Origin of the sequence: Curtobacterium sp. MCBD17_019 (genome assembly GCF_003234555.1) — a bacterium.
In the GTDB taxonomy this organism is placed as follows: domain Bacteria; phylum Actinomycetota; class Actinomycetes; order Actinomycetales; family Microbacteriaceae; genus Curtobacterium.
Map to the genome: position 1 here is coordinate 1 of NZ_QKTT01000005.1, position 16,478 is coordinate 16,478.

The window sequence follows — 16,478 nt, forward strand, 5'->3', positions numbered from 1 at the left end:
CCGGCGCCCTCCCCGACAGGAGCCCCATGTCCGCAGCCCCGGCACCGCAGCCGCAGGCCGTGCAGCCCCCGAAGCCGCGTGCGACCGTCCGCATCGGCGACCGCATGTTCTCCACCGCGACCGTCCTGGCCGGCGGGCTCATCCTCCTCGTCCTCGCCCTCGTCGCCCTGTTCCTCGTCTGGCAGAGCATCCCGGCGTTCTCCGCCAAGCCCGGGGACCTGCCGAACGACGCGACGGGCTTCTGGGACTACGTCGGTCCCCTCGTCTTCGGGACCGTCTGGGCGGCGCTCCTCGCGCTCGTCATGGCGACGCCGATCTCCATCGGCATCGCCCTCTTCATCTCGCACTACGCGCCGCGACGGATGGCCGCCCTGCTCGGGTACGTGATCGACCTGCTCGCCGCCGTACCGAGCGTCGTGTTCGGCCTGTGGGGCGTCCTGGTCCTGGCTCGCTTCGTGCAGCCCTTCTACGTCTTCCTCAACCACTCCCTCGGCTGGTTCCCGCTGTTCTCCGGACAGGTGTCCGGCACGGGTCGCACGATCCTGACGGCGGCGATCGTGCTCGCGGTCATGACGATCCCGATCATGACCGCGGTCATGCGCGAGATCTTCCTGCAGGCGCCGCGCCTCAACGAGGAGGCCGCCCTGGCCCTCGGTGCCACGCGCTGGGAGATGATCCGGCTGTCGGTGTTCCCGTTCGCCCGGTCCGGCATGGTCTCGGCGATCATGCTCGGCCTCGGGCGCGCGCTGGGCGAGACACTCGCGGTCGCCATCGTGCTGTCCGTGTCGAACAGCGTCACGCCGAAGGTGCTCACCTCGCTCAACCCGAGCACCATCGCCGCGAACATCGCGCTGCAGTTCAGCGAGGCGTCCGGCGTCCGGCTCAACGCGCTCGTCGCATCGGGCCTGATCCTGTTCGCCATCACCCTCGTGATCAACATCGCCGCGCGGTTCATCGTCCGCAAGCGCGTCGTCTGACGGGAAGGCCAGAACCATGACCATCGCGCTCCGCCCCGCCCGCGGCAACGTCTACGCGTCGGGCAAGCTCCCGAAGCCGTTCCCCTGGATCCTGCTCGCCGGCAGCTGGATCGCCTTCGGCCTCGTCTTCGCCCTGCTCAACGCGGGCGGTACCGTCGCGGACTTCAACGTCGTCGGCGCACTGTTCCTCGGGACCGTCCTGTTCGACGTCCTCATCGTCGTGATCTCGCGGATCGTCGAGGGTGGCCGCAAGGCGATCGACCGGCTCGTCACCTCGCTCGTCGCGACCGCGTTCATCGTCGCCGTGCTGCCGCTCGTGTCGCTGCTCTGGACCGTCATCGCCCAGGGGCTGCACCGCTTCGACGCCGAGTTCTTCACGTACTCGATGCGCAACGTCATCACCGTGGGCGGCGGCGCACTGCACGCCATCGTCGGCACCGTCGAGATCACCCTGCTCGCGACGCTCATCAGCGTGCCGATCGGGCTCCTCACCTCGATCTACCTCGTCGAGTACGGCCGCGGCTGGCTCGCCCGTGGCATCACGTTCTTCGTCGACGTCATGACCGGGATCCCCTCGATCGTCGCCGGCCTGTTCGCCTACTCGCTGTTCGCGCTCATCGTCGGGCCGGGCACCCGCACGGGCGCGATCGGGTCGGTCGCACTGTCGGTCCTCATGATCCCCGTCGTCGTCCGGTCGACCGAGGAGGTCCTGAAGATCGTCCCGATGGACCTCCGCGAGGCCTCGTACGCCCTCGGTGTGCCGAAGTGGCTCACCATCGTCAAGGTCGTGCTGCCCACGAGCCTCGCGGGCATCACCACCGGCGTCATGCTGGCGATCGCCCGCGTCATCGGCGAGACCGCCCCCCTGCTCGTCACCGCCGGCTTCACGACGAGCATGAACTACGACCTGTTCGGCAACCCGATGATGACGCTGCCCGTGTTCGCGTACACGCAGTACTCGCAGCAGGGCGCGAACCCCGTGCCGTTCGTCGACCGCGCCTGGACCGCAGCGCTCGTGCTCATCCTCATCGTCATGCTGCTCAACCTCATCGCCCGCTTGATCGCCCGCGTCTTCGCACCCAAGATCGGTCGGTAGCCACTCCCCCGGCCACCGGCACCCGACCACCCACCCCAGAAGGAACCAGCGTGTCCAAGCGCATCGAGGTCTCCGGCCTCAACGTCTACTACAACAAGTTCAAGGCCGTCGAGGACGTCTCGATGACGATCGAGCCGCGGACGGTCACCGCCTTCATCGGCCCGTCCGGCTGTGGCAAGTCGACGTTCCTCCGCACCCTGAACCGCATGCACGAGGTCATCCCCGGCGCGACGGTGCAGGGCGAGGTCCGCATCGACGGCGACGACCTCTACGCGCCCGGCGTCGACCCGGTGCTCGTACGTCGACAGGTCGGCATGGTCTTCCAGCGCGCCAACCCGTTCCCGACGATGTCGATCAAGGACAACGTCCTCGCCGGCGTCAAGCTCAACAACAAGCGCATCAGCCGCTCGGAGTCCGACGACATCGTCGAGAAGTCCCTGCAGGGCGCGAACCTGTGGAACGAGGTCAAGGACCGCCTCGACAAGCCCGGCATGGGCCTGTCCGGTGGGCAGCAGCAGCGCCTGTGCATCGCTCGGGCGATCGCGGTACAGCCCGACGTCCTGCTCATGGACGAACCCTGCTCGGCGCTCGACCCGATCTCGACCCTGGCGATCGAGGATCTCATCGAGGAGCTGAAGCAGGACTACACGATCGTCATCGTGACGCACAACATGCAGCAGGCGTCACGAGTCAGCGACAAGACCGCGTTCTTCAACATCGCGGGCACCGGCCAGCCCGGTCACCTCATCGAGTACGGCGAGACGGCGAACATCTTCTCGAACCCGACCGTGCAGGCCACCGAGGACTACGTCTCGGGCCGCTTCGGGTGATCCCACCGGCCACGCGCGCCGCGGGGCAGAGCGGATGACGGGAGGCGGTGCACCAGCAGGTGCACCGCCTCCCGTCCGTCCTGGACCTGGTCGTCAGGCGCTCGTGGGTACCGCCACGATCGGCTTCGTGGTCGGCTGCTTCGAGCCCCCGGCGGGTTCGACCGTGATGCCGATGGTGTCGCCCGCCGCCTTGGCGCCGGAGAGCACCGCGCTCGTCGTGCCACCGTCGACCGAGCCGACGAGTCCCGCCGGCGTGATCGAGGACCCGATGTACCAGAGTTCGTACGTCTTGCCGGCGGGCGCGGCCTTGACGCCCTTGAAGATCACGGCGGACTTGCGGAGCTGGTCGGACCACACGACCGTGGCCGTGCCTCCACCCTTGACCGTCGTCGACGCCCGCTGGAAGTCCGCGGCGGCGTAGATCTGGTCGAGCTTCGTCGAGGCCTGGACCTGCCCCTGTCCGGGTCCGGTCTCGTGCTCGGCGAGCGACTGGATCCCGAGGGTGCCGCCGGCGATCACGGCCACCGCGGCGGCGGCCAGGACCACGCGAGCCGGACGCTGGAACCAGCGGACCCGCGCGTTCCCCGACGCCGTGCCGGCGGGGGCGGCGGTGACGTCCGCGACGGCCGCGTGCCGGGCCTCCCGGGCGACCGGCTGCGGCGCGACGGACTGTGCGGAGCCGGGCGCGGCGGCGGCGAGGTCACCCACGGACGAGCCGCCCTGTGCGTCCTCGACCGGCAGCGCCGGGAGCTGGGGCGTCGTGGCGATCTTCGCCATGAGCGCGGCCCGGAGGTCGCGCGGCGGCTCGACCGGCTCGACCGCGTAGGCCAGCAGCAGTGCGGTCTCATGGAGCGAGTCCACCTCGGCACGCACCGGGTCGGATGCGGCCATCGCCGCGTCGACCGCAGCGCGCTCGACGGCGTCGACCGCATCGGTCGCGTAGGAACCCGTCATGAGCGCCACGTCGTCGGGTCGGATGGTCATGACCTCACCCCCATCTCGTCGCGGAGTCGGATCATCCCGTCACGGAGACGGGTCTTCACGGTGCCGATCGGGACACCGAGGATCGCGGCCATCTCGCTGTGCGAGTAGCCGCCGTAGTAGGCCATGGTGACGGCCTGGCGTTGGAACTCGGTGAGGCGGGCGAGCGCCCGGCTCACCCGCTCGTGCTCGATGCGGATCTCGACCGACTCGGTCACCGAGTCGAAGTCCGTCTCGAAGTCGCGGATGCCCACCTTCGTGTCCCGGTCACGCGAGGACTGTGCGGCCCGCACGCGGTCGACCGCGCGTCGGTGCGCCATCGTCAGGATCCAGCTCGGGGCCGAACCGCGCGCGGCGTCGAACCGGCTGGCGTTCTGCCAGACCTCGAGGAAGACCTCTTGCGTCACCTCTTCGGACTGGGCATGATCTCGGAGCAGCCGCGTGATGAGCCCCATGACGCGGCCCGAGAGCTGGTCGTACAGGGCTCCGAACGCCTCTTGATCGCCAGCGGCGACGCGTGTGAGGAGTTCGTCAGGCGACGCAACGAGTGGGGACGAGGGGGCCTCGTAGCCGTTCGTGTCGCGTTCCACGAGAGTCAGCATCGCAGGTTTTCCTCCTCACAGGGCGTCGGAGCGCAGCCGTTGTCCACGACGCGCTGGTGGTTCCGGGTACGTCGATGACGGCTGGACGGCGACGGCACCGGACCCCGTGCGACCCGCAGGGAATGGGCCGTCGGCCCGGGTCGCACGGGGTGGTTCCGGTGGTGAGCGGCCGTCCCGCCGTCACAGCAGGGATTCGGCGTCCCCCGCGGATCGGATTGGGCGGGCTTCCGGCGGGGTGCCGCGGAAGGTCCGGGGCGGCAGAAGGTCCGGGGCGGCGGACACGACAGTGCGTAGGTCGAACGACAGCGGCCCCGTCGACACCTGCGCCCGCACCCGCACCCGCACCAGGCTCCAGCGGACCCGTCGTCGACACCGGACGCCCGATGATCCGGGTCGCGGGAACGACGACGGGCCCGGCGGAGGGAACCGCCGGGCCCGTCGTGACGTGGACGCCGGACCGCAGAAACGCCTCTCGGCGCGAGGCCGCTCGGAGCGGCGAATTTTGGAGCCCGGGGTTACTGCGGCCCGACGTGGACGAGTGTAGCGAAGGCGCCCTGGCCACCGTCGGGTGTTCACGCAGAGAGGACGTGCGCGCGCCCCGGGCGCGTCGGCGCGGTCAGTCGAGGCTGTCGCGGCGCCACAACCCGGCGGCCGCAGCGAGGTCCTCGGCGAGTTCGGACAGGCGCAACGCACGACGGGTGAGCTCGCTGGCTCGGTCCTCCGCCGTGAGGTCGGCGTCGTCCGCGACGCTCGTCGCTCCGGCGGCCGTCAGGCGGCAGAACGCCGCTCCGCGCTCGAGCGCGACCGCGAAGTCGCCGGTGTACAGGCCGCGGAGGATCTCGTCCGCCAGGGTGACGATCTCGGCCGGTCCGGTCGGTTGCTCCGCGCCCGCGACGGCCTGGTCGATCGTCGAGACGGCCTCGGTGCCGCGCTCGAAGAGGTACGCGACCTCGTCCGGGTTCTGCCGGATCAGGGTGCGGACGAGGTAGATCCGCCAGAGCGCGCCGGGCAGGGTGTGTGCGCCGACCCGTGCCCAGAGCTCTGCGAGGGCGTCGATCCCGTGCACGTCCGTGTAGGTCACGAGGCGCTCGACGACGGCGGGGTCCGGATCGGTGCGGACGCGGTGCACCAACGCCGTCGCGGTCTCGTGCGCGACACGGTTGATGAGCGCCGGGTCGTTACCGCCCTGGATGGCCTCGAACTCGGCGGCGGTGAACTGCACGGGTCGGTGGTAGTCGCGTGGCATCGGCGTCAGTGTAGGCGGGACCGGTAACACGGTGGTCAGGTGGGACGGCGCTCCGTCGGCCGATACGCTGGAGGGCGAGGGCCTCTAGCTCAGTCGGTAGAGCACCGGACTTTTAATCCGAGGGTCGTGGGTTCGAGCCCCACGGGGCCCACCGTCGCGAACGCGATCCGGGGCGCCCCTCCGAGTGGTGGCGGCAGCGGCGCGGGTCTCCGTCCGGGTGACGGGACCGTGACCCGCAGATGAAATACGCACATCCATCGGATCCACCGTCGCGTTGTCAGGCCGGATGCCGTAGGTTGGGCGGACAGTCGATGCGCAGAACAGACGCGTACCGCACCAGCAGAACAAGGAAACAACGCAGTCATGGCTACAGGCATCGTCAAGTGGTTCAACGCCGAGAAGGGTTTCGGCTTCATCGCTGCCGACGACGGCAGCGGCGACCTCTTCGCTCACTACTCCGCCATCCAGACGGGCGGCTACCGCTCGCTGGAGGAGAACCAGCGCGTCGAGTTCGACGTCGCGACCAGCCCGAAGGGGCTCCAGGCGGAGAACATCCGCGTCATCTGACCTCCCGGTCTCTGTTCGGAGCGCGGGTCCCTCATCGGGGCCCGCGCTTCGTCGTTCCCGGGGCGTCCGCTCGGGGGCACGGTCGGCGTCCCCGCGCCTCGGGCGACGCGCCCGAGGCGGGCGCAGCGGGGTACACGCGCTCCTCAGCGCTGTCACGGCTGATCTTGTCCACTGTTCAGCTGCCGCTCAGTGGTTCGAGGGGGAGGCGCCGATAGCGTCGTTCGCGGATCCACCACGTGGGTCCCGACACCGGCACCACCAGCAACGACGAACGGGGTACACCGTGACCGAACCCATCCACGACACGCACACCAGCACCACCGGCGCAGCGCGACGGGCGATGGCCCCGGCCACGGGGCGCCTCGCGCTCTCCGATGACCGCCTGCTCGACGAGCTCCGCCGCAACGCGCGGGTCTCGACGCGGCGGATCCGCGCGGACTTCGTCGAGGTCCACACGCCCACGCGCGTGCTCGGGTACGTCAAGGGGCAGCGCAAGTCCTTCGTGGCGCTCCGCGGGGACGACCCCGCCTGGGCCGACGAGATCGGCCGCTACCCGTCCGAGTCCCTCGCGGTCGAGGCCCTCCGCATGCGCCGCGCCTGAGCCGCCCCCGCGCCCGCTCCCCCGCGTCCGCGAGCGCTACCGCTCCCGCTACCGCGACCAGACCCGGCGGATGCCCCAGCTGCCGGTCCACGCTTCGTCCGGTTCGAGCCAGCGCAGCCCCTCGCCGCTGTTGAGGGCGTTCGCGGGCGCGGTCATCGGCTCGACCGCGAGCGCGAGCCCGACACCGTCGCCGCGGGGGAACTCGCGCGAGGTGAACACCTGCACGTAGGGGAACGAGGCGTCCTGCCAGAGTTCGACGCCGTCGCCGTCGGCCGCCCGGACGGTGGTCCGTCGCACGCCCTCGGCGTCGGCGGCGACGTCCGTGTACGCGGTGTCGAGGTCGCTCTCGCCCACGACGCGGCCACCCCGGAGGTCGAACGGGGTCCCGTCGACCGGCTCGGAGCCGTCCGGCACCTTGTGCTCGTCGGTCGTGAACCGGGTCGCGGCGTCCAGGGTGACGGTGAGCTCCTCGACGGGGGCGTCCCCTGCCCGCAGGTACGGGTGGTTGCCGACGGCGAACGGCGCACGGCGATCGGACCGATTCACGATCTCGTGCGTGACGCGCAGGCCGTCGTCGACGAGTTCGTGATGCACGCGGGTCTCGAGCAGGAACGGCCACCCGTGCTGCGGGTACACCGTCGCCTCCTGCACCAGCGTCGACTCGGTCTGCTCGACGACGCGGTAGGGCGCGTAGCGCAGGAGCCCGTGGCTGGCGTTGCCGTACTTCGGCTCGGTGACGTCGAGCTGCTGGGTCGTGCCGTCGAGCTGCCACGTCGCCCCGGCGACGCGGTTCGGCCACGGGGCGAGGACGATCCCGCACGCTCCCGCGGGCATCTCGTGCGGACCGAACGACTCGGTGAGCGCGAATCCGTTCACGCTGAGCTGCCGGATGCCGGCCGCGACCTGGGTGATGTCGGCCTCGACGACACCGTCGGGTCCGGCGTGCCGCAGGTGGTACTGGCCGCCGGTGGGTGCTCCGCTCATGCGTGGTCCTCCTCGGGATCGTCCGCCACGAGCACCTGGACGCCCGCGGCACGGATGGGGGCGAGGTCGAACCCGCGCACGCCGGCGGTCACGAGGACGTCGACGCTGTCGAGGGCACCGACCACACCGATGTGGGACCGACCGAGCTTCGCCCCGTCGGCAACGACGACAGTACGCCGAGCCGCTCCGGCGAGCAGGCGCTTGACCTCGGTCTCCGGCAGGTTGACGTTCGTGACGCCGCGTTCGACCGACACGCCCGTGCAGCCGATGATCGCCAGGTCGGCGGCGATCATCGGGAGGACCGTGCCGACGAACGGGGAGACGAGCGAGTGCTGCAGGGGACGCAGCGTGCCGCCGGTCACGACGACCGTGAACCGGGGCACGGCCCGCTCGAGCACGAGCGCGTTCGTCAGGGAGTTCGTGACGACGGTGACGTCGACGAGGTCGCGGCGGGCGACGAGTTCCTCGGCGACGGCGGCGGGCGTGGTGCCGACGTCGAGCACGACGCACTCCCCCGACCGGACGAGGGCAGCGGCGGCCCGGCCGATCGCCCGCTTCGCGGCGGCGTGCTCGACCGCGGTCTCCTCGTAGGGGCGTTCGTCGCGCCCGGGCTGCGCCGGGCGCAGGGCACCACCGTGCACACGTCGGATCCGGCCGGCGGCATCGAGGGTCGCGAGGTCGGCGCGGACGGTCACCGCACTGGTCCCCACGGCGGCGGCGAGGTCGGCGGTCCGGACGAGGCCCGGTGCCTCCTCGATGAGTTCGACGATGCGGTCGTGGCGCAGGACGGCCGGCAGCGCGCTCGGCTCCGCCGCGTCGGGGTCCCGCTGCGACAGGTCGGTCATCACACCAGTTTCGTCTGCTTCCGTTCCGTTTCGCAATCCTTCGTCCGGGAGTAGGGTTGCCCGGTGTCCACCGATGGGAAGGAACACCAGTGAGCGGGATCACCAAGCGGGCGACGACCCTCGCGGACGGTCGTGACCTCATCTACTTCGACGACGCGGACACGCAGCTGCCCGCCGAGCGTCGCATCGACGAGCGCGTGCTCGACCCCCGTCCCGCCACGGCGCACATGCGGCAGGACGTCCTGACGGGCGAGTGGGTGTCGATCGCCTCGGCTCGACAGAACCGCGCCTTCCTGCCGCCGGCCAACCTCGACCCGCTCGCGCCCCAGACGGACGAGAACCCGTCGGAGATCCCGAGCCGGTACGACGTCGCCGTCTTCGAGAACAAGTCACCCTCGTTCGGTCCCGACCTCGAGGCCGACGACGCGCCACCGTCGGTGGCCGCGCTGTCCGAGGTCGGCCTCAACCGCACGTACCGGTCCGTCGGGCGCTGCGAGGTCGTCTGCTTCAGCCCGGAGACGAGCGGCTCGTTCGCGTCGATCACCGAGTCCCGCGCCCGGACCGTCGTCGAGGCGTGGGCCGACCGCACGGCCGCACTGTCCGCCATGCCGGGCATCGAGCAGGTGTTCCCGTTCGAGAACCGCGGCGAGGCGATCGGGGTCACGCTGCACCACCCCCACGGGCAGATCTACGCCTACCCGTACGTGACACCGCGCACGCAGCGCCTCCTGGCGTCGATCGAGCGCTTCGGACCGGACCTGTTCGAGCAGCACCTGGCGAACGAGCGGGCGTCGGACCGGGTGGTCCTCGCGGGCGAGCACTTCACGGCGTTCGTGCCCTTCGCCGCTCGATGGCCGCTCGAGATCCACATGCTGCCGCACCGGCACGTCCCCGACTTCGCCGGCCTCACCGACGCCGAGAAGGACGAGCTCGCGCACATGCACCTGCGCCTGACACGGGCCCTCGACGCCCTCTACGACTCCCCCACGCCCTACATCGCGGCGTGGCACCAGGCGCCGGTGTCGATCGGCCGCGACGCCGTCCGGTTGATGCTGCAGATCACGTCGCCCCGGCGTGCGGAGACGAAGCTCAAGTACCTGGCCGGCAGCGAGGCCGCGATGGGCGCCTGGATCGGCGACGTCGTGCCCGAGGCCCAGGCCGAGTTCATCCGAGGAGGGATCGAACGCGTATGACCACCGACTTCCAGAGCGTCTTCGGCGCGGAGCCGACCACGCGGTACTCGGCACCGGGCCGGGTGAACCTGATCGGCGAGCACACCGACTACAACGACGGGTACGTCCTGCCGTTCGCGATCGACCGCCGCACCGTCGCCGACATCCGCGTGCGCGACGACCGGCTGCTCCGCGTCGCGTCGTCGTTCGACCCGGAGGGCGGCGTGCAGGAGCGCTCACTCGACGCGCTCGACCCTGCCGACATGGACGGCTGGTCGGCGTACGTGTTCGGGATCGCCTGGGCCCTGCAGGACCGGGGGGCGGACCTGTCCGGCGCGACAGGGCTCGACGTCTTCATCCACTCCGAGGTCCCGGTCGGGGCGGGGTTGTCGTCGAGCGCCGCGATCGAGTGCGGCGTCGCGCTGGCGTTCGACGAGCTGTGGGGCCTCGGCCTCGACCGGCAGGAGCTCGCGCGCGTCGGGCAGTGGGCCGAGAACAAGGCGGTCGGGGCACCCACGGGCATCATGGACCAATCGGCGTCGCTGCTCGGCCGCCAGGACGCGGCCGTGTTCCTCGACTGTCGATCGCTCGAGGCAGAGGTCGTCGACCTCGGCTTCGACGCCGCGGGGCTCGAGCTGCTCGTCATCGACACGCACGTCCAGCACGCCCACGCCACCGGGGGCTACGCCGCACGTCGGGCGTCCTGCGAGCGGGGGGCCTCGGTGATGGGCGTGTCCGCGCTCCGCGACCTGTCCGTCGACGACCTCCCCCGCGCGCAGGAGCTCCTCGATGACGAGACCTTCCGCCGCGTCCGGCACGTCGTCACCGAGGACCAGCGTGTCCTCGACACCGTCCGCACGCTGCGCGAGCAGGGTCCACGCGCGATCGGCGACCTGCTCGTCGCGTCGCACGCGTCGATGCGCGACGACTTCGAGATCTCGGTCGCCGAACTCGACCTCGCGGTGGAGACCGCGCTCGAGCACGGCGCCGTCGGTGCCCGCATGACGGGGGGCGGGTTCGGTGGCGCCGCCATCGCGCTCGTCGACCGGGAGGCCCGGGACACGATCGCGGACGCGGTCACCGCCGCCTTCGCCGCGGCCGGGCACACGGCGCCCACCGTGTTCACCGTGCACGCCGACGAGGGTGCCCGGCACGACGCGTAGCGCCGGCGGTCGGGACGACGCTCCCACGGCGCCGACCAGCAGCGAGATCGAACCGCGTGATGCCGCTCGAACACGGGGATCCCGGTGTTCGAACGGCATCGGCGTGTTCGACGCCGACGGCCGGCGCGGCGAGCTCAGTGCCGGTGGCGCTCGGCGGCCTCGACGACGTTCTTCATGAGCATCGCCCGGGTCATCGGCCCGACGCCGCCCGGCACCGGCGACAGGAACCCGGCCACGGACGCCACGGCGGGGTCGACGTCGCCACGGAGCTTCGCCCGACCCGTCTCGGGGTCGACGACGCGGGTGATCCCGACGTCGATGACCGCCGCACCAGGGCGCACCCAGTCGGGCTGCACCAGACCCGCGACACCAGCGGCCGCGACGACGATGTCCGCCCGTCGGGTCTCCGCCGCGACGTCGGACGTGAGCGAGTGCGTCAGCGTGGCCGTCGCCTCGAGCCGGGTGAGGAGGAGCCCGAGGGGTCGTCCGACGGTCAGCCCCTGCCCGATGATCGTGACGTGCTGTCCTCGGATCGGGACGTCGTACGCGCGGAGCATCTCGACGATGGCGCGCGGCGTGCACGGGAGCGGCGCGTCGATCGTCCCCGCGCCTCCCGGCACCGCGAGCACGAGCTCACCGAGGTTCGTCGGGTGGAGGCCGTCGGCGTCCTTGTGCGGGTCCATGAGCTCGAGCATCGGCGTCGGGTCGATGCCCTCGGGCAGCGGGAGCTGCACGATGAACGCGGTGACCGCGGGGTCGTCGTTCATCTGCAGGATCGCCGCGCGGATGTCGGCCGCCGACGCCGTCGCGGGCAGGTCGATCCGCACCGACTCGATGCCGATCTCGGCCGAGTCACGGTGCTTGCCGGCCACGTAGGACAGCGAACCGGGGTTCTCGCCCACCAGGATCGTCCCGAGTCCGGGGCGCACGCCGTGCTCGTGCAGTCGTGCCACGCGGGTCCGGAGTTCGCCCCGAACGCGAGCGGCCAACGCGGCGCCGTCGACCCGGATCGCCGTGCCGTCGGCGTCGAAGCGGTCGCGCGGGAGCGGCGGCAGCTCGTGCTCCGCCGCCGTGCCGGTGTCGCTCACGCGTACAGCGGGAACGCGGCGGTCAGGGCCTTCACCCGGGCCGAGAGCGCGGCGATGTCCGGCTCCGGCATGAGCGTGGCCGCGATGACGTCCGCGACCTCGGTGAACTCCGCGTCGCCGAACCCGCGGGTGGCGAGGGCGGGCGTGCCGATCCGGACGCCCGAGGTCACCATCGGCGGCCGCGGGTCGAACGGCACGCTGTTGCGGTTCACGGTGATGCCGACCTCGTGGAGGAGGTCCTCGGCCTGCTTGCCGTCGACCTCGGACGCGCGCAGGTCGACGAGCACGAGGTGCACGTCGGTCCCGCCGGTCAGGACGTCGATGCCCGCTGCCTTGGCGTCGGGCTGCGTCAGGCGCTCGGCGAGGATCTTGGCGCCGCGGACGGTGCGCTCCTGGCGGTCCTTGAACTCGGGCTCGGCCGCGAGCTTGAACGCCGTGGCCTTCGCCGCGATGACGTGCATGAGCGGCCCGCCCTGCTGCCCGGGGAACACGGCCGAGTTGAGCTTCTTGAACAGCGATTCGTCGTTCGACAGGATCACGCCCGACCGCGGCCCGGCGAGGGTCTTGTGGACGGTCGAGGACACGACGTGCGCGTGCGGCAGCGGCGACGGGTGGAGGCCCGCGGCGACGAGCCCGGCGAAGTGCGCCATGTCGACCCAGAGCTTGGCGTCGACCTCGTCGGCGATCGCCCGGAACGTCGCGAAGTCGAGCTGCCGCGGGTACGCCGACCACCCGGCGATGATGACCTTCGGCCGGTGCTCGAGCGCCTTCGCGCGGATGTCGTCGTAGTCGACCTCGAAGGTCTCCGGGTCGACGCCGTAGGCCACGGCGTTGTAGAGCCGCCCCGAGAAGTTGAGCTTCATGCCGTGGGTGAGGTGCCCGCCGTGCGCGAGCTCGAGCCCGAGGATGGTGTCCCCGGCGGAGGCGAGCGCGTGCAGCACGGCCGCGTTCGCCTGGGCGCCGGAGTGCGGCTGGACGTTCGCGTACGCGGCGCCGAACAGTGCCTTCGCCCGGTCGATCGCCAGCTGCTCGGCGATGTCGACGAACTCGCATCCGCCGTAGTAGCGCTTGCCCGGGTAGCCCTCGGCGTACTTGTTCGTCAGGACGGAGCCCTGCGACTCGAGCACCGCGCGGGGCACGAAGTTCTCGGACGCGATCATCTCGAGGTAATCGCGCTGGCGCCCGAGCTCGAGCTCGAGGACCCGGGCGATCTCCGGGTCGACCTCGGCGAGCGGGGCGTTGAAGGTGGACGGCAGGCGGTCGGACGTGGCGGCGCTGGGCTCGGAGATGGACACGGTGGCTCCTCGTGGTCGTTCACGGAACGGTCGGGTCTCGTGGCCCAGGCGTACGGCCGCGATCCGTGTCTGTTGCCGCTCCCCGATGGTGACCCATCCAACGCCAGTCGCGACAGCAGGGATCGTACCAAGGCAGGCCTCCCGGGCGCGAGGGCCGAGCCTGCACGAGCAGTGGGCGAAGCGACCGGGCGCGTGCGACCCTGGAGGGGTGACGATGCTCGAGCCCGACCTGGACGTCCGGCAGCGCACGCGCTCGGACGCGCCCTGGGTCGCGGTCGTGTGGGACGACCCGGTCAACCTCATGTCGTACGTGACGTACGTGTTCCAGACCTACTTCGGCTTCCCGCGACAGAAGGCCGAACGGCTCATGCGACAGGTGAACGACGAGGGCAGGGCGGTCGTCGCGCGCGGTCTGCGCGAGGAGATGGAGCGCCACGTCGAGGCCATGCACGGGTTCGGCCTACAGGCGACGGTCGGCAGGGACGCCACGTGATCCCGTTCGTCCGACGTCGCGACGGCGTGCACCTGACGCTGTCGAGGGGCGAGCGCAGCGTGCTCGAGAGCCTGACGGCGCAGCTCATGCAGATCCTGCAGGGGGACCTGGCCGGTGATCCGGTCGCGCTGCGGCTGTTCCCCGTCGCGTACCCGGACGACCCCGAGGCGTCCGCGGAGTTCCGCCGCTACACGATCGTCGACCTGCAGACGCAGAAGGCCGAGAACGCCCGCATCGTGCACGACTGGTTGACCGGCCGCGTGTCGGGACCCTTCGACCGGGAGGCCGAACAGGCGTGGCTCCGCTGCCTCACCGACCTGCGGCTCACCGTCGCGGAGCGGCTCGGGATCGCCGACCACGACCCGGACGACCCCGACGCCGATCCGGACGGTGTCGGGAGCGAGATCGGACTCCGCGACGTCTACGACTGGCTCGGCTACGTGCAGGAACACCTCGTCGTCACCCTGCAGGGGCACGGGGACTGAGCCCCACAATGGAAGCCTGCCTTGCAAGGCTGGCTTCCCAGGCGTAGCGTCGTCGCGTGACCGAGCGCAGCGCACCCGACATCGACCTCGCCGAGGCGCTCATCGCCGTGCACGGCCGGTTCCGTCGCACGCTCCTCGTCGCCAAGACCGACGAGATCTCGCCGACCCAGTCCGCCGTGATCGGCCGCCTGCTCCGCGACGGCCCGCAGACCACCGCGGACCTCGCCCGCGCCGAGGGCGTGCGCCCGCAGTCGATGGGTGCCACGATCGCGGGTCTCGTCGAACTCGGTCTCGCCGTCCGTGAGCCGCATCCCACGGACGGTCGGCGAGCGCTCGTCCAGCTCACCACCGTCGGCCGGGAGGCCCGTGCCGGTTCCCACGCGAGCCGCACGCGCCTCGTCGCGGACCGGCTCGCGGGCCTCCCGGCCGAGGACCGCGCCGCCGTCGAGCGCGCGATCGACGTGCTCGGGTCGCTCGTCGACCCCTGACGCGGGCGCCGCACCGCGCTCCCGCCGTGGCTCCACCGCCACCCCGCCCGCTCGCTCGCCGCACCTCCAGCTCGCCGCACCTCCCGCTCGCCGCACCGACCGAAAGCCGCCGTCACGTCCGCGTCCACCGCATCCGTCCCCACCACCGGCCCCGCACGGCAGCGCCACCCCGGTTTCGGCCCGAAGCTCCTCGTCCCGGTGCTCGTCGGGCCGCTCCTCAACCCGATCAACACCACGATGGTGTCCGTCGCGCTCGCGCCGATCTCCCGCGACCTGGGCATCGGGTCCGCGCAGGCGATCTGGCTCGTCGCGGCGCTGTACCTCGCGAGCGCCGTCGCCCAGCCGTCGATGGGGAAGCTCGCTGACCGGTTCGGGCCGAAGAAGGTGTTCCTCACGGGGCTCGTCATCGTCGGCGTCGCCGGGTTCGTGCCCGAGTTCCTCACCGGGTTCGGGGGTGCCGTCACCGCTCGCGTGCTCATCGGCATCGGGACCTCGTCCGCCTACCCGGCCGCCCTGACCACACTCCGCCAGCAGTCCGAGCGCATCGGCAAGCCGACCCCGCCGCTCGTGCTCGGCGCGCTCTCGATCACGTCCCTGGTCTCCGCGGCCGCCGGGCCACCGCTCGGGGGCGCACTCATCGCCGCCTTCGGGTGGCACGCGATCTTCCTCGTCAACGTGCCACTCGCCGCCTTCGGGTTCGTCGTCGCGGGGCTGTGGCTGCCGTCCGACGCGTCGCGGCCCCGCCGCGACGACGGAGTGCCGGTGCTCACCGCGCTCGACCCCGCCGGCATGCTCCTCATGACCGGGACCGTGTCCGCGCTGCTCGTGTTCCTGCTCGACCTGTCCGACGGCCTCTGGTGGCTGCTCGGGGTCGCCGTCGCGCTGCTCGTGGCCCTCGTGCTCCGTGAGCTCCGGGCGGTCAAGCCGTTCATCGACGTCCGGCTCCTCGTCACGAACCGGGCGCTGAGCCGCACGTACATCCGGTTGTTCCTCGTCTACATGGTCGCGTACACGATGACGTACGGGTTCTCGCAGTGGGTGCAGGACGTCGCCGGCTACTCGAGCGACCAGGCCGGGTACATCCAGCTGCCCTCCGCCGTGATCGCGGGCGTCGTGTCGTTCCTCGTGGCGCGACGGACCCGCGTCCGGACGCCGCTCGTGATCGCAGCCACGGTCCCGGTCGTCGGCGGGCTGCTGCTCCTCGGCCTCCACGCCGACAGCCCGGTCTGGCTCATCGCCCTCGTGCCGACCATGTTCGGGGTGCCGCAGGGGCTGGCGTCGGTCTCGAACCAGGCGGCGCTGTACCGGCAGGTGCCCTCGTCGTACATCGGCACCGCGGCGGGTCTGTCCCGGACGAGCGTGTACATCGGGGCGATCGCGGCGTCGTCCCTCATCGGCGGTGTCTTCGGCGAGCGCCCCACCACGCCGGACCTGCACCTGCTCGGATGGGTGATCGTCGGCGTCGCACTGCTGCTGTCCGCACTGACGATCCTCGACCGGGCACTGCGGCGGGCGGATCGCAGCGCCGCGGGCTGACGCGGAGCGGACGTGCGCCGCGCCTCCCG

At 71.5% G+C, this 16,478-nt stretch carries 18 protein-coding genes, 1 tRNA gene and 1 riboswitch; of the genes, 12 read left to right on the forward strand and 7 right to left on the reverse strand.

Features of this window, described 5'->3' with window-relative positions:
- Window positions 1–26 precede the first annotated feature (26 nt).
- The 3 genes from pstC to pstB are packed head-to-tail and all read left to right on the forward strand — an operon-like array spanning window position 27 to window position 2,903.
- Complete coding sequence (gene pstC / locus DEI82_RS06100; protein WP_111036131.1) at window positions 27–977, forward strand: phosphate ABC transporter permease subunit PstC; 951 nt, start codon at window positions 27–29, stop codon at window positions 975–977.
- Between the two features lie 16 nt (window positions 978–993).
- Entirely contained in the window at window positions 994–2,073 is a 1,080-nt protein-coding gene (pstA, locus tag DEI82_RS06105) for a phosphate ABC transporter permease PstA (protein WP_111011686.1), read from the forward strand.
- A 50-nt stretch (window positions 2,074–2,123) separates the two neighbouring features.
- A complete protein-coding gene (gene pstB / locus DEI82_RS06110) occupies window positions 2,124–2,903 on the forward strand; it encodes a phosphate ABC transporter ATP-binding protein PstB (protein ID WP_111013078.1) in 780 nt (259 codons plus the stop codon).
- 93 nt (window positions 2,904–2,996) lie between these two features.
- On the opposite strand, the gene DEI82_RS06115 is transcribed toward pstB, so the two are convergent.
- The 3 genes from DEI82_RS06115 to DEI82_RS06125 all read right to left on the reverse strand — a co-directional run bounded on the left by DEI82_RS06115 (window position 2,997) and on the right by DEI82_RS06125 (window position 5,732).
- Window positions 2,997–3,887, reverse strand: coding sequence for an anti-sigma factor (locus DEI82_RS06115; protein ID WP_111036132.1), 891 nt, complete (start codon window positions 3,885–3,887; stop codon window positions 2,997–2,999).
- Window positions 3,884–4,486: an ECF RNA polymerase sigma factor SigK gene (gene sigK / locus DEI82_RS06120; protein WP_111011683.1), complete on the reverse strand. Its 603-nt coding sequence runs from the start codon at window positions 4,484–4,486 to the stop codon at window positions 3,884–3,886. Before sigK ends, DEI82_RS06115 begins: the two co-directional genes overlap by 4 nt.
- A gap of 616 nt (window positions 4,487–5,102) precedes the next feature.
- Window positions 5,103–5,732 carry a DNA-directed RNA polymerase subunit beta gene (locus tag DEI82_RS06125; protein ID WP_111011682.1) on the reverse strand — a complete coding sequence of 210 codons (630 nt, stop codon included), beginning with the start codon at window positions 5,730–5,732 and terminating at the stop codon, window positions 5,103–5,105.
- Between the two features lie 78 nt (window positions 5,733–5,810).
- Between DEI82_RS06125 and DEI82_RS06130 the strand changes: the two genes are divergently transcribed.
- The 3 genes from DEI82_RS06130 (at window position 5,811) to DEI82_RS06140 (ending at window position 6,900) form a co-directional block, all read left to right on the forward strand.
- A tRNA-Lys gene (locus tag DEI82_RS06130) sits at window positions 5,811–5,883 on the forward strand.
- A gap of 212 nt (window positions 5,884–6,095) precedes the next feature.
- Entirely contained in the window at window positions 6,096–6,299 is a 204-nt protein-coding gene (locus DEI82_RS06135) for a cold-shock protein (protein WP_111011681.1), read from the forward strand.
- Between the two features lie 283 nt (window positions 6,300–6,582).
- Window positions 6,583–6,900 (forward strand): hypothetical protein, encoded by a 318-nt coding sequence (locus DEI82_RS06140; RefSeq protein WP_111036133.1) that lies wholly within the window; start codon window positions 6,583–6,585, stop codon window positions 6,898–6,900.
- Between the two features lie 48 nt (window positions 6,901–6,948).
- On the opposite strand, the gene DEI82_RS06145 is transcribed toward DEI82_RS06140, so the two are convergent.
- Window positions 6,949–7,884 carry an aldose 1-epimerase family protein gene (locus DEI82_RS06145; protein WP_111036134.1) on the reverse strand — a complete coding sequence of 312 codons (936 nt, stop codon included), beginning with the start codon at window positions 7,882–7,884 and terminating at the stop codon, window positions 6,949–6,951.
- The gene (locus DEI82_RS06150) at window positions 7,881–8,729 is read right to left on the reverse strand and encodes a DeoR/GlpR family DNA-binding transcription regulator (RefSeq protein WP_111036325.1); all 849 of its coding nucleotides are present in this window, start codon (window positions 8,727–8,729) and stop codon (window positions 7,881–7,883) included. Before DEI82_RS06150 ends, DEI82_RS06145 begins: the two co-directional genes overlap by 4 nt.
- 89 nt (window positions 8,730–8,818) lie before the next feature.
- On the opposite strand from DEI82_RS06150, the gene galT reads away from it, so the two are divergent.
- Both galT and galK read left to right on the forward strand, forming a co-directional pair.
- Window positions 8,819–9,922: a galactose-1-phosphate uridylyltransferase gene (gene galT / locus DEI82_RS06155; RefSeq protein ID WP_111011513.1), complete on the forward strand. Its 1,104-nt coding sequence runs from the start codon at window positions 8,819–8,821 to the stop codon at window positions 9,920–9,922.
- Window positions 9,919–11,064 carry a galactokinase gene (galK, locus tag DEI82_RS06160; protein WP_111036135.1) on the forward strand — a complete coding sequence of 382 codons (1,146 nt, stop codon included), beginning with the start codon at window positions 9,919–9,921 and terminating at the stop codon, window positions 11,062–11,064. The genes galT and galK overlap by 4 nt, the downstream gene beginning before the upstream one ends.
- A 134-nt stretch (window positions 11,065–11,198) precedes the next feature.
- On the opposite strand, the gene DEI82_RS06165 is transcribed toward galK, so the two are convergent.
- Both DEI82_RS06165 and glyA read right to left on the reverse strand, forming a co-directional pair.
- Window positions 11,199–12,119, reverse strand: a complete 921-nt coding sequence (locus DEI82_RS06165) for a bifunctional methylenetetrahydrofolate dehydrogenase/methenyltetrahydrofolate cyclohydrolase (RefSeq protein WP_111036326.1) — start codon at window positions 12,117–12,119, stop codon at window positions 11,199–11,201.
- A gap of 29 nt (window positions 12,120–12,148) precedes the next feature.
- The gene (gene glyA, locus DEI82_RS06170; protein WP_284183573.1) at window positions 12,149–13,447 is read right to left on the reverse strand and encodes a serine hydroxymethyltransferase; all 1,299 of its coding nucleotides are present in this window, start codon (window positions 13,445–13,447) and stop codon (window positions 12,149–12,151) included.
- A 35-nt stretch (window positions 13,448–13,482) separates the two neighbouring features.
- A riboswitch (ZMP/ZTP riboswitch) is annotated at window positions 13,483–13,568 on the reverse strand.
- 93 nt (window positions 13,569–13,661) lie between these two features.
- Here glyA and clpS point away from each other — a divergent pair.
- The 4 genes from clpS (at window position 13,662) to DEI82_RS06190 (ending at window position 16,449) form a co-directional block, all read left to right on the forward strand.
- Window positions 13,662–13,940 (forward strand): ATP-dependent Clp protease adapter ClpS, encoded by a 279-nt coding sequence (gene clpS / locus DEI82_RS06175; RefSeq protein WP_111036327.1) that lies wholly within the window; start codon window positions 13,662–13,664, stop codon window positions 13,938–13,940.
- Window positions 13,937–14,425 (forward strand): DUF2017 family protein, encoded by a 489-nt coding sequence (locus DEI82_RS06180; protein WP_111036136.1) that lies wholly within the window; start codon window positions 13,937–13,939, stop codon window positions 14,423–14,425. The genes clpS and DEI82_RS06180 overlap by 4 nt, the downstream gene beginning before the upstream one ends.
- Window positions 14,426–14,481: 56 nt before the next feature.
- The gene (locus DEI82_RS06185; RefSeq protein ID WP_111036137.1) at window positions 14,482–14,913 is read left to right on the forward strand and encodes a MarR family winged helix-turn-helix transcriptional regulator; all 432 of its coding nucleotides are present in this window, start codon (window positions 14,482–14,484) and stop codon (window positions 14,911–14,913) included.
- Window positions 14,914–15,111: 198 nt separating this feature from the next.
- A complete protein-coding gene (locus tag DEI82_RS06190; RefSeq protein WP_111036138.1) occupies window positions 15,112–16,449 on the forward strand; it encodes an MFS transporter in 1,338 nt (445 codons plus the stop codon).
- Window positions 16,450–16,478 lie beyond the last annotated feature (29 nt).

What these genes read in the sequence shown, in the direction of transcription:
- DEI82_RS06135 (WP_111011681.1), top strand. Translation starts at nt 6,096, where the DNA reads ATGGCTACAGGCATCGTCAAGTGGTTCAACGCCGAGAAGGGTTTCGGC.
- sigK (WP_111011683.1), bottom strand. Translation starts at nt 4,486, where the DNA reads ATGCTGACTCTCGTGGAACGCGACACGAACGGCTACGAGGCCCCCTCG.
- DEI82_RS06150 (WP_111036325.1), bottom strand. Translation starts at nt 8,729, where the DNA reads ATGACCGACCTGTCGCAGCGGGACCCCGACGCGGCGGAGCCGAGCGCG.
- galK (WP_111036135.1), top strand. Translation starts at nt 9,919, where the DNA reads ATGACCACCGACTTCCAGAGCGTCTTCGGCGCGGAGCCGACCACGCGG.
- DEI82_RS06115 (WP_111036132.1), bottom strand. Translation starts at nt 3,887, where the DNA reads ATGACCATCCGACCCGACGACGTGGCGCTCATGACGGGTTCCTACGCG.
- pstA (WP_111011686.1), top strand. Translation starts at nt 994, where the DNA reads ATGACCATCGCGCTCCGCCCCGCCCGCGGCAACGTCTACGCGTCGGGC.
- pstC (WP_111036131.1), top strand. Translation starts at nt 27, where the DNA reads ATGTCCGCAGCCCCGGCACCGCAGCCGCAGGCCGTGCAGCCCCCGAAG.
- DEI82_RS06145 (WP_111036134.1), bottom strand. Translation starts at nt 7,884, where the DNA reads ATGAGCGGAGCACCCACCGGCGGCCAGTACCACCTGCGGCACGCCGGA.
- DEI82_RS06125 (WP_111011682.1), bottom strand. Translation starts at nt 5,732, where the DNA reads ATGCCACGCGACTACCACCGACCCGTGCAGTTCACCGCCGCCGAGTTC.
- clpS (WP_111036327.1), top strand. Translation starts at nt 13,662, where the DNA reads ATGCTCGAGCCCGACCTGGACGTCCGGCAGCGCACGCGCTCGGACGCG.